This is a genomic window from Mycoplasma sp. 11548 (genome assembly GCF_055523555.1).
In genome coordinates, this window is record NZ_JBVFVF010000001.1 from 12,424 (window position 1) to 24,958 (window position 12,535).

The following is a 12,535-nucleotide window of genomic DNA, read 5'->3' on the forward strand; positions in this document are numbered from 1 at the left end:
AAATATTAATCTTGATCTTCATCTTTATTTCTTGATGAATTTTGTGGTCCTTTGCTTTTAGCTTTATCTTTTAAAAACTTAATAAAGATATTTAATGATTTACCAACATCTGCTTTTTTTCTTAAACTTTCGCTTTCTACTATTTCATCTAGTTTTTCAACTAAATTCTTTTGAGTTTTATCTTCTAAATTAGCAGCAACATTTTTAATAATGTAAATTTTATCATCAAGTTTAGAATCTAGTGTTTTAGCTTCGTTGTATAATTTATCTATATTTTGAGTTAAATAATCAGTTAAGATTTCCCTTTTTTTCTCGTCTGAATTAGCTGTAAGATAATCAGGTCTTTCTGCAGACATTCTAGAAATTGCTTTATCAACAATGTCTTCTAAATTCTTTTCAATTTTTAATTCTTTTGATTTTTCCTGCAAGACAGGAATCACAATATCGAAGATACGATCATTATTAATAACTTTTGAAATTTCACTAAGTGCTTTATCAACCCTTTCCCTTTCTTCTTTGCTTAGTGTTGAATAGTTTTTACTTCAAAGTGTTGAGTCCGATAAGCCGTCAACTACTTTTTGAAAATCATCTACTTTTGAGAATAATGAAGCAAATGATTCTCCTTTTCCCCCAGTCATTATTTTTACTCCAATATTTGATACTGTGTTTGTTGAACTGTCTTCATTTTTTGAAGAAATAAGCATAACATTAGCCATTAATAAACCAGCTGGAATTGTTGAAATAGCATTAGTTATACCAAAAGAAACTCTCTTTAATCATTTATGTTTTGCTGTTTTTCTTTTGCGTCTAAATTTAGGGATGAAGTGTAAAATATTGTTAACTACAAAAAATAAACTTCTTGCAGAGAGATAGATAATGATTGATAGTAAAGAAACTAGCAATGGAATCACTCCTTTTAATGATCTTATATCACTATCTTCCGAATTATTAATATAACTTGATAAAGCTCCGTATATAATAATTGATGATACAATTGTTATTACAATTGCGGAAATTTTAAATATAGTTCACTTAAAACCATATAAAAAGCCAAATCCAAAACTTATTAACAATGCTGCTATAAATATAAGTAAAACATATGTTGTTGAGTTTTGGTTATTAAATAACTCTGATAATTTTATTAATAAATTTTTTAATGTTTCTGACATTTTTTCCTTTCTTTATAAATATTTTGCCTTTGTTTGTTTTTTTCATGGATTTTTTTGATTTATTCTGTCAATAAATAATTTACCATTTAAATGATCTAATTCGTGTTGAAATACTATTGCTAAATAATCAGTAACTTCATATCGCATATGTTTATTTTCTAAATAACTAAAAGCATCAACAATAATTCTTTTGCTGCGGTGTACATAACCTTCTTGATTTGGGTGTTCTTCAGGAACACTCAAACAACCTTCGCCATCACTTAAAGCAACCAAAGATTTGCTTTGAAATATAATTTTTGGATTAAAAAGTACATCTTTGAATATAATATTGTTTTGTGAATCAGTTAAATAAACATAAAAGACATTTTTTAAAATTCCATATTGTACGGCTGCAACACCAACACCAGGGCGAAATTCAGATTCGCCACTTTGTGACGTATCGATATGATAAATCATTTGTTTAGCAAGATCAATATTTTCATTAGATAATGGTAATGTTACATCTAATGATCGCTTACGTAGAACATTTTCAGGCAATTCTACAATTTTTATATTATATTTTTCTTTATTTTGCATCTTAAAATAAATTATATAATATTTTAGGTTAAAATTTTAAAGGAGTTTAAAAATGCAAATATTTCTAACCATTTTACTTAATTTAACATTCTTCTTATTTGGGTATTTATTGGGTTCTTTAAATACTTCAATTTTATTTGGAAAACTTACTAAAAAGCCAGATTTAAGATTGTATTATTCAAAAAATGCTGGTGCTACAAATTCTCTTAGAGTTTACGGAAAAAAATCAGCTATTATTATTTTATTAATAGATATCTTTAAAACATTCATTGTTGTCTTATTATGTCGTTTAGTTAGCCAATTAGTAAATGATGCAATAACTGAAGAATTTATACGTAAAACTAAAGACGTAAGTTTATTATATTCAAAACTATATTTAATTCCTCTTTTAGGCGGAATTGGTGTTTTACTTGGTAATGTATATCCGGTATTTTATAAATTTAAAGGTGGCAAAGGTGTTGCTGGTTCAGTTGGTTTATTAATTTCAATTAACATTGTTTTATTACCAATTGCAGCAATTTTCTTCTTTGGCCTTATGTTTTGAAAAAGATATGTTTCATTAGCAAGTGTGTTAACTTCTATTGTTATGATTGTTTTTATAGCAATTCCTTGAGTTAATTCAGGGCCATTATCATGAGTTTCTGGCGTTGAGTATAACACAAATATCATTACTATATGTTTTTATATCTTTAATGCTGGAATTGTTATTTTTGCTCATAAAGCTAATATTCAAAGACTGCTTAAACATCAAGAAAGAAAATTCGGGCAAAATTAAAATAATTTATATTTTTTTATAAAATATTATAGATTAAATATAAAATTTAATTATCTTTAGGAAGATTATGAAACAATACAAACGGATTTTAATTAAACTTTCTGGTGAAGGTTTTGCAAATAAAGAAAAACATTTAGCTATTGATAATGAATTAGTTAAGAAAATAGCTTTACAATTAAAAGAAATAGTAAATAAAGGCATCCAGGTATCAATTGTGATTGGTGGTGGCAATTTTTGAAGAGGAGCTTCTGCGGAAAAAAACGGGATCCCGCGCAATAGAGCGGACTATATTGGAATGTTAGCAACTATTATGAATGGTTTAGCTCTTCGTAGTGGGTTTGAACTTGTGGGTTTGAAATCAAGAGTTCAAAGCTCATTAAGTTTAGATCCTAAGATAGCCGAAAACTATGTAAATGAAAAAACAATTAAATATTTAAAAGATGGGGAAGTTGTAATTTTTGTTGGGGGAACCGGTAGACCATTTTTCACAACCGATACAGCTTCAACTCTTTATGCGGCTGAAATAGGTGCTGAAGTTATTTTAATGGGGAAAAATGGAACTGATGGAGTTTATGATAGTGATCCTAAAAAAAACCCAAGTGCAAAACGTTATGACAAAATAACTTATGACCAAATTTTAGAAAATAAATTACAAGTTATGGACCTAACAGCCACTAGTATGGCACGCGATAACAATATTGACTTAATAATTTTTAACTTATTAGAAGATAACTCAATTTTGAGAGTACTTGATTCATCTATTAAACATACAGAGGTAACAAAATAATGGAACTTGATTTATATATATTAGACTTTGAAGATACTGCAGAAAAACCAATTAGTCATTTAAGATTTGAAATGTCTAAGATTTCAACAGGGCGAGCAAATCCACAAATAATTAAGGGTATAAGGATTAATTATTATGATACTTTAACACCGCTTGAAGAATTATCTCATATAAGTGTTCCTGAACCACAACAACTGCTAATTAAACCTTATGATCAAACAACTACTAAAGATATTTATAAAGCCTTAGAAAAAGCTAATTTAGGGGTTATGCCTATTGATGAAGGGCACCAAGTACGTTTAAATTTTCCAACTTTAACAACAGAACGTAGGAAAGAACTAATTAAAAGCCTTGGCAAAATTTCTGAAGCAGCTAAAGTTGGAGTTCGTAATGCTCGCCAAAATATAAATAAAAATATTAAATCAGACGGAGAGTTATCCGAAGATCAACAAAAGCAATACTTAGATAAAATTCAAAAATTAGTTGATGAATATATTGAAAAAATCAATTTGTTAACAAAAGAAAAAGAATCAGAATTAATGAATAAGTAACATATAAAATTATTAGATAAGTAAAGCAACATTCGGCTAATTTATCCGAACGTTAAACATGGACAGCAAAATTTAACATTTTAGTAACTTATAATGCCATTGCAAATTGCTTTGGCGTTTTTCAGTTTAAGTTTGATTGAATTCGATCGTTATTATACCAAACTACATATTCTTGTATCATATCATTAAGTTCATTGAACGTAATTTTGGAATAATCTAAATCATTTAATAATTCGGTTTTAATGATCCCAAACCAATATTCAATTTCTCGATTATCAAGTGAGTTTCCCACTCTTGATAACGAAATAACGCCACCAATATTTTGAACTTCTTTAATATATTGATGATGTGTATATTGAAAGCCATGATCTGAGTGAATGATAAAATTTTTGGGTTTGTATTGTTTTAATAAATTTAAATTGTCTAAAACTAGTTCTAGATTATTACTTCTTGATAATTTAAAACCAACAATTTGTTTAGTTTTATGAGACAAAATTGCAGACAAATAAACGTGTGATTCTAACACGTCTTTTGGTGCTTTTATATATGAAACATCAGTTGCATAAATATTTCGATTGTTTTGATCGTTATAATCACGATTTACGAAGTTATCAATTTGTGAAGATACATTTTTAATTTCTTTTCGTTTTGATTTTTGTCTTAGCTTACATTTTAGGCCTAAAAGGTTCATATATCTCCCTAAAGAACGTTCGTTTATATCTATTTTGTATTTTTGAGATATGTAAACACTTAGCTTTAGCCTTCCATATCTTGACTTTGTTTCTATGAACGATTTTTCAATTACATCACTATGTTTAGGGAGTTTTTGTGAAATTTTAATCTTATGAGTTTTAGAAATTGTTTGCCTAGAAATGCCAAAAACTTCTGAAAGCTTCACATAACTTATGCTAAAACTTTTTAATTCAATAACTTTCTTACTTTTGGGTAATTCATTGGTAATTTCATAATATCTTTTAGCTATTTGTAACAAATCATCACGATCAAAAATATCTCAATTTGGTTCTCTTTTCTTCTTAGGACTGCCACTTCCTTTTTTGCGGTTTTCGCCTTTCTTTGTTTGCAATAAGTCTTCCATACCTAAATTATAATACTTAATTATTTTATTAATTCTAACTTTTACACTATTTCTTTGTAAGTTTTTTGTTCCTGGTGATATTTGGTAAATAGCCCGAAAAGCACCTGGGAAACCTGACTTTTGATATTCTTCATATATTTTTGCAAATTCTTCTTTCTTTAAATGTCTTGACATAATTTTCCTTTCAAAAAATTTTTTCGTTGGTACCAACGAATGGTAACAGAAAAGCTAACATTTACATGTTAACTTTTCTGTCCGGCTTTAGTTTTTGTATTGTTTTAATAAATTTAAATTGTCTAAAACTAGTTCTAGATTATTACTTCTTGATAATTTAAAACCAACAATTTGTTTAGTTTTATGAGACAAAATTGCAGACAAATAAACGTGTGATTCTAACACGTCTTTTGGTGCTTTTATATATGAAACATCAGTTGCATAAATATTTCGATTGTTTTGATCGTTATAATCACGATTTACGAAGTTATCAATTTGTGAAGATACATTTTTAATTTCTTTTCGTTTTGATTTTTGTCTTAGCTTACATTTTAGGCCTAAAAGGTTCATATATCTCCCTAAAGAACGTTCGTTTATATCTATTTTGTATTTTTGAGATATGTAAACACTTAGCTTTAGCCTTCCATATCTTGACTTTGTTTCTATGAACGATTTTTCAATTACATCACTATGTTTAGGGAGTTTTTGTGAAATTTTAATCTTATGAGTTTTAGAAATTGTTTGCCTAGAAATGCCAAAAACTTCTGAAAGCTTCACATAACTTATGCTAAAACTTTTTAATTCAATAACTTTCTTACTTTTGGGTAATTCATTGGTAATTTCATAATATCTTTTAGCTATTTGTAACAAATCATCACGATCAAAAATATCTCAATTTGGTTCTCTTTTCTTCTTAGGACTGCCACTTCCTTTTTTGCGGTTTTCGCCTTTCTTTGTTTGCAATAAGTCTTCCATACCTAAATTATAATACTTAATTATTTTATTAATTCTAACTTTTACACTATTTCTTTGTAAGTTTTTTGTTCCTGGTGATATTTGGTAAATAGCCCGAAAAGCACCTGGGAAACCTGACTTTTGATATTCTTCATATATTTTTGCAAATTCTTCTTTCTTTAAATGTCTTGACATAATTTTCCTTTCAAAAAATTTTTTCGTTGGTACCAACGAATGGTAACAGAAAAGCTAACATTTACATGTTAACTTTTCTGTCCGGCTTTACGTTGCTTTGTTTTTTTTGCCAAAAATTATTTTTAATTTATTCCACTATAAATCTCTTTCTTTTTACGATAATTTATAATATTATAAACTGATAGGATGGGAACAATCAAATCAATTATATACATAATTTTTATATGTTTAGTTGATGTTTTTAATAACATGATATTTGCAATATAACGAGGCGCAAAATAGCCTATATAAATAAAACACTCAAGAAATAACCAAAAACCTACTATTGTATTGATGTCTAAACCACCAATAAAATTAATTCTGTTAATTGCTAAAGTGAGTATAGAAACAAAAGAGAAAATGGCGGAAGTATGCCAAATAAACTTAATAATTGTTTCTTTATTTAATGTATTATATAGATATCCTATATCTTGTTTTTCTTTAAGATCTTGATTTTTTATATCTTTTTCTAAACCTAAAACGTTAGACCAAGCCTTCAAATAAATAAAAACAACAAAAAATATAAAGCCACCCTTCTTCCATTGTTTGCCTTCTTTTTGTAGTATTTCATTATATATTTCAGCAGAATATAAAGAAATAAAAGATGTAGGATATGCTATTATACTAAACCCAATTAGTGGACTTAAAATAACTACCAACACAATGTACACAATATAATTTGTAAAGTCTTTAAATGCATTATTAATTATTTGTGAAATACTAGGAAATAAATAATAAAGTGTAACTATCATTCCTATTAAAACACCAATGCTAAATAAATCCCTAAACAAATTAACAATCTTCCACTTGATAATTAATTGTCTAGTTGTGAAGTTGTTTTGTTTATGATAAGACTTTGCAATTATTTTAATTAAAAAACTTAAAGGCCAAAAGAATAACAATACTCTGTATATTTTTAGATTAAGACCTGACATTATGAATTTTTGATCATTTTTTAGAACTAAAATTAAATGGATTCTGGTTATAAATGCAAAACAAAAGGAAATAAAAAATATCAAAGCAATTAAATCTTTATTCAGAGTAAATGAAGAATTATTAACATTATCATTTGGCAAAAATGAAATATAACCCTCAGGATTTTCCAAGATTATATCCCTTGGGTTGGTGTAGATTAAAAATTGGCTCAATTTATTGTCAAGTGTAAATAATAGTATAAAAGCCATTATTTTTAAAAAAATAAGAAAAGATAAAAACCAAAGCACTATATAGTTTTTATCATTTAATATAAGTTTTTTAAATTTTAATTTTCCATACATTAGTTACATACCTCATTAATTACGTTATTTATATTATTAACTTCTGTTTTTATAAAAATGTAAATATTTATCAGATTTAATTCCGATATTTTGTGTATTTTTATATAAATTTAAAATACCAATTATTTTGTTAATATCTCGCATGTGACTTTTCCAAAAAACATTTTCCAAAAAACAAATTTTTTTCTTTATATTTAGATAATTTTATGTTATAATATAGTTCCTTAAATTATTTTATAACGTAAATTTTAATATAAGTGAGGCTTGAAAAAGCCTCATCTTTTTTATGCAAAAATTTAAATGTTTATTACATAAAAATAACTAGAAAATACGGACAGGATTTTTAGGTAGTTACAACTTGCCTTATTTTTTGAATATCGTCAGGATTAAAAATGTAAAAAGTTACTTTATAATAATCCTTAGAATTAATTAAATAATTTTGGTATTTGTTTAAAATACCAACAATTTTAGAATTATGAAACAAAGGGCTACCGAAGAATTGATTATTAATATGTGCTGGATGATTATAAGTTACGGTTTGATCTGTTTTTTTTATTTCCGAAGATAAAGCAGTTATAGAAGAATGAATAGATTTAAACATGCCAAAGTAAATTTGTTTATATAGTATTGATGTTGGCTGTATAGGGGTGTATGATATAACTTCATCTATGTTAAGGTCTAAACTTTTAGCTGAACTAATTTGTTCAATTACATTATGATTATTTGAAAATTCATTTCTTATAGGTTGACCACCATGATTTGGAGCCTGAATAAGTCTATCTCCTCAGTTTGAAGATAATTTAGATTTTTCTATTGCATAGACTATATAATTTTCGTGATTAAGAACTATGTCAAAGATAACCTTGCCACTAAAAAAATATAAAGGATAGTTATTTTCCAAATTTGTATTTGTTAGGCTGATATCAATTGCTTTTTGATTTAAATTTTTTAAATCTCCACGACTTGTTAAAAAATAATATTTATCATTATTTGTTGCTAAGTAAGTAGATGTAAAAGTTTGATATGTGTCTTGTTTGTTTTGAGCATCCTGAAACTTAACGATAGTTTCTAATATAAAATTTTGTTTTTCTTTATTTTCATTTGCCAACTCTTTTTTAAGTCTTATTTCTGGAACATCACCACAAGAAACAGCAATAGGGAATATTGTTGATATTGACAATCCTGTTAAAAACATTTTAAATAAATACTTGCGCCATAACATAATTATTCACCATCAGTTAATTTCTTATAATACAAATATTTACCCCATGCCTCTGTTTTTTTTATCTTCAAGATAGGAACTAGCTTTTTGTGTTAGTTCTTTTACTTTTGGAGCTAAGTAGGCAAAGAGACCATTAATAACAAGACTTTTTAAAAAAGAAGTTAAAAGTGCGGTCCTGCTAAGTGTATTTGATCATTTTTCTAAAATATCCAACACTACACCAGTTGATAGCCCAACGATCACACTATCATCATTAGTAGTCATTGCCATTAATATTTTAGCTATAATTCAACCTTTTTTGGCCTGAGCAGCCGGAATATTAAGACTCAAATAATTAAGATAAAGTTCAAGAAAATCTAAACCAAGTGGCAACATTTGAAATAATTCTCCAAAACCTTTGACAATAAAATCAACCGCCTCTAGAGCTATATAAACTGATCATCAAAAGGCCCTTGGAAATCAATGATATCAAGCCTCTTCTAAAAGTTCTTTATTTTGAAAGTTATCTTTTGTAGATTTAATCAAATTAAGTGCAATTGACTGTATTTCTTTTTCTGTTAACTTATTTTTTAATTGCTGTTGAACAATATGCTTAATTTGAGTTTTTATGTTATTTATATAATTTTTATTATTTTCGTTGCCTTCAAAAACAATTTTAATTAAAGAATCTCTTAAATATTGTTGAGGGTGATTTTTGTAGTCGATTGTAATTTCTCCTTGAAATTGTTGTTGCTGTGTAGGCACACTAGCAAGTAATGTTAAAGGTGCAGCAATTACTACACCGGGAATATAATTAAAAACTGTTGTTTTTCATTTCTTAATTGGAAAATGCATTTACTAATAACTCCTTAATATTTTTGCATTATTTGCAAATAAATATTTAATTCTTTAGTATGTTGTCTTGAAGATAACTTGCTTGGTTATTTAATGTTAACAGACATATAAATATTATAATAGATTTTTGTGTATTTTGCGATTTAGTGTATAATATATTTCTTAAACAGTTATGTTCAAATCTCATAAAATACGGTGCCAAGAAAGGTGCCGTATTTTTACTGTAATATAAGATATTCAGAGGAAAATGCAATATTTCAAAAGATAAATGCAGAAATAAAGATTTTATAGAGAATTTTCGCTATTTTAAATTATTACCGAAGATATGAAAAACCTTATTAATGAAAAAATAAACAAAACCAACAACTAATTTAGTTATTGGTTTTTAAACTTGTCTTTTAAATATTTATCAGGTATTGCATTTAGGTTAATATGGCAATAACCCATTGGATTTTTCATCAAATATTGTTGATGGTATTCTTCAGCTAAGGTTTGGTCACTTACTGGCAAGAATTCTAAGCAATTTTTCTTACCTTCTTTTTTAACAAAATGATTATTTAATTCTTTAAATTTATTAAGTAATTCCTCATTATTTGTATAAATACCAACTCGGTATTGTGTTCCTTGATCTCCCCCTTGCTTATTTAAAGAATAAGGATCAATTATCTTTAAATAAAAATCTCAAATTGTTTCTTCGCTTATGATTGAATCATCATATTCTATGCAAACTGCTTCAACGTGCTTTGATGTTGTACACACCTCTTTGTATGATACACCTTCAAAACCTCCGTTAATATAATATGATTGTGCACTTAAAATACCTTTGATTCTTGAAAAGAAAGCCTCTACACCTCAAAAGCAACCACCTGCTATAAATAATTCTTTTTTCATGTGTTTATTATATTAAAAAAATAGTTATAAAAAATAACTATTTTTGGTGTTTTATAGTCAATGTAAATTGAGCGCTAAAAAGTGAAATTGAAATTATTTGTCAAATAAGTCCTCCAACAAAAGATCCTATTGGAGCATTTGCAGCTGAGGCTTCGATAATTTGTAAAATTCATCAAATAATTCAAACAAAATTGTTTGTTATATAAATAACAAACATTCCATATGATAATCCTCCTCATTTGTGTGTTTTTAATGATTGTATGAATTGTGGTAAAAATGCTAAGGTTGTAAAAGCAGGGAAAACAAATCCCATAATTGCTTCAACTGTAGAAGGAATTAATAATGATGTTCATACTCCACCTGCATAAATAATTATATGTAAAATAACAAAAATTAAGCCAATAATAAGATATGCACCAAGAGCACTTCAGGCCTTAACTTTTAATTTTTTGTTAAATTCTGTTTTATATAAATACATTAAGCCTAGTGTTATAGTTTCAATAATTAATGTTATTGTATTTGGAATTATGATATTATGTAACGAATTTGGGCTTAGCGCTGATCATACAATCCATAAAAGAATACCAGTGTGAAAAATCCAAAAAGAATAGAAATTTACATCACCAGTTTTTTTGTCTTTGATTATTTTGAATAACTGAGGGATACTAAGCGAAGCCACTAAAATAGCTCCAATGTACCCTAATATAGTAATTGCTAATTGCATTACATAATTATACCACATTTCAAATATGATGGTTAATTAGACCTATCCATATGATTAAATATGAAAGATTTTTAAATAAATATATATAATTTATTTTATGAATGATACAATCGCAGCAATTAGTTCAGGATCTAGAATCAACCAACCAATATCAATAATACGTTTAGCGGGCCCTGATACTTTAAATATTATTAAAAAAATATTTAAAGGGAAAATAGGGACAGATCATGATATTACTTATGGTAATATTTATGATGAACAAACATTAATTGACGAAGTTTTGGTTATGTGATTTTTGGGCAAAGAAAAAAATGGAAAGATTATTTATAATAATTATGTTGGAGAACCAATTGTAGAAATAAATTGTCATGGCGGAATTGTTGTTACCAATAAAGTTTTAGAGCTTTTATTATCAAATGGAGCAAGAATGGCTGAACCAGGAGAATTTACTCGCCGTGCTTTTTTAAATGGTAAATTAGACTTAATAAAAGCTGAAGCAATACATGATTTAATTATGGCTAAAACATTAACACAAGCTAAAGCTAGTGTTCACCGTTTTACTGGTCAAACTTCTAACTTAATAGATAGTTTATCGAACGATATCGCTCTTTTAATTGGGATGTCTGAAGTTAATATTGATTACCCTGAATATGATGATATAGAACAACTAGATAGCCAGATTATGCTCGAAAAACTTAAAGTTTTAAAAACTAAATTTGAAGAAATTATAAAAGTGTCTAATGATAGCCGCTATATGTTTGAAGGGGTTAAAGTTTCGATCTTAGGCAAACCAAATGTAGGTAAGAGTAGTATACTTAATGCATTACTTTCTGAAGAAAAAGCCATTGTGACAGATATTGCAGGAACAACAAGGGATTTAGTAGAAGCTTCATATCAAATTAATGGTATTTTATTTAAATTAGTAGATACTGCTGGATTACGAAAAACTGATAATATAATTGAACAAATAGGAATTGAACGATCATTAAAGCAAATTGAAGAATCTGATTTAATAATTCATGTTGTTGATCCAACTCAAGCTGAGAATGTTTTTGATAAAGTGATTCAGGAAGAAAGCAAAAAACAAGGTAAGTTTTATTTAAAAATTCAAAATAAGTCAGATTTAGTTAATAATCAAAAACATGACTTAATTTCTGTTAGTGCTTTAAATAATGATATAAAAGAGCTTGAAAATGCATTAGTAAAAAACTTCGAAAATTTAGATATTATGGATAAACGTATTTTATCAAATACCAGGCAGTTATCTTTAATTCAAAAAGCACATAATTCATTAATTCAAGCTGAAAAATCCATTTTAGATAATGCTACTTTTGATGTAATTATTGTTGATTTATATGATGCCTGGGATTCACTGCAAAATATTAAAGGTCAAGTAAATCGCGAAGATTTACTTGATGTTATGTTCAAGAATTTTTGTTTAGGTAAGTAAT

The 12,535-nt window shown here is 26.9% G+C and carries 13 protein-coding genes; 4 read left to right on the top strand and 9 right to left on the bottom strand.

From position 1 onward, the window contains the following. Positions 1-5: 5 nt before the first annotated feature. A complete protein-coding gene (locus tag AC0B4K_RS00080; protein WP_465103297.1) occupies positions 6-1,169 on the bottom strand; it encodes a hypothetical protein in 1,164 nt (387 codons plus the stop codon). A gap of 12 nt (positions 1,170-1,181) precedes the next feature. After that, complete coding sequence (gene def, locus AC0B4K_RS00085) at positions 1,182-1,745, bottom strand: peptide deformylase (protein ID WP_465101106.1); 564 nt, start codon at positions 1,743-1,745, stop codon at positions 1,182-1,184. Between the two features lie 52 nt (positions 1,746-1,797). Between def and plsY the strand changes: the two genes are divergently transcribed. From plsY to frr, 3 genes are all read left to right on the top strand, one after another. After that, positions 1,798-2,520 (top strand): glycerol-3-phosphate 1-O-acyltransferase PlsY, encoded by a 723-nt coding sequence (gene plsY, locus AC0B4K_RS00090; protein WP_465103298.1) that lies wholly within the window; start codon positions 1,798-1,800, stop codon positions 2,518-2,520. Between the two features lie 67 nt (positions 2,521-2,587). Further along, on the top strand, positions 2,588-3,307 hold the full coding sequence (gene pyrH / locus AC0B4K_RS00095) for a UMP kinase (protein WP_465101108.1): 720 nt from the start codon (positions 2,588-2,590) through the stop codon (positions 3,305-3,307). Continuing rightward, the gene (gene frr, locus AC0B4K_RS00100; protein WP_465103299.1) at positions 3,307-3,858 is read left to right on the top strand and encodes a ribosome recycling factor; all 552 of its coding nucleotides are present in this window, start codon (positions 3,307-3,309) and stop codon (positions 3,856-3,858) included. The genes pyrH and frr overlap by 1 nt, the downstream gene beginning before the upstream one ends. Before the next feature lie 88 nt (positions 3,859-3,946). Here frr and AC0B4K_RS00105 read toward each other — a convergent pair whose 3' ends face one another. From AC0B4K_RS00105 to AC0B4K_RS00135, 7 genes are all read right to left on the bottom strand, one after another. After that, positions 3,947-5,128: an IS3 family transposase gene (locus tag AC0B4K_RS00105; RefSeq protein ID WP_465103300.1), complete on the bottom strand. Its 1,182-nt coding sequence runs from the start codon at positions 5,126-5,128 to the stop codon at positions 3,947-3,949. 87 nt (positions 5,129-5,215) lie between these two features. After that, positions 5,216-6,097 (bottom strand): IS3 family transposase, encoded by an 882-nt coding sequence (locus tag AC0B4K_RS00110; protein ID WP_465103301.1) that lies wholly within the window; start codon positions 6,095-6,097, stop codon positions 5,216-5,218. Positions 6,098-6,219: 122 nt separating this feature from the next. Further along, positions 6,220-6,798 (bottom strand): hypothetical protein, encoded by a 579-nt coding sequence (locus AC0B4K_RS00115; protein WP_465103302.1) that lies wholly within the window; start codon positions 6,796-6,798, stop codon positions 6,220-6,222. A 958-nt stretch (positions 6,799-7,756) separates the two neighbouring features. Next, on the bottom strand, positions 7,757-8,635 hold the full coding sequence (locus AC0B4K_RS00120; protein ID WP_465103303.1) for a hypothetical protein: 879 nt from the start codon (positions 8,633-8,635) through the stop codon (positions 7,757-7,759). Between the two features lie 39 nt (positions 8,636-8,674). Then, positions 8,675-9,469: a hypothetical protein gene (locus tag AC0B4K_RS00125; protein ID WP_465103304.1), complete on the bottom strand. Its 795-nt coding sequence runs from the start codon at positions 9,467-9,469 to the stop codon at positions 8,675-8,677. A gap of 375 nt (positions 9,470-9,844) precedes the next feature. Further along, complete coding sequence (msrA, locus tag AC0B4K_RS00130) at positions 9,845-10,360, bottom strand: peptide-methionine (S)-S-oxide reductase MsrA (protein WP_465103305.1); 516 nt, start codon at positions 10,358-10,360, stop codon at positions 9,845-9,847. Between the two features lie 37 nt (positions 10,361-10,397). Then, positions 10,398-11,084 (bottom strand): PQ-loop domain-containing transporter, encoded by a 687-nt coding sequence (locus AC0B4K_RS00135; RefSeq protein WP_465103306.1) that lies wholly within the window; start codon positions 11,082-11,084, stop codon positions 10,398-10,400. Positions 11,085-11,181: 97 nt separating this feature from the next. Here AC0B4K_RS00135 and mnmE point away from each other — a divergent pair, with 97 nt between their 5' ends. Then, on the top strand, positions 11,182-12,534 hold the full coding sequence (mnmE, locus tag AC0B4K_RS00140; RefSeq protein WP_465103307.1) for a tRNA uridine-5-carboxymethylaminomethyl(34) synthesis GTPase MnmE: 1,353 nt from the start codon (positions 11,182-11,184) through the stop codon (positions 12,532-12,534). Position 12,535: the final 1 nt, after the last annotated feature.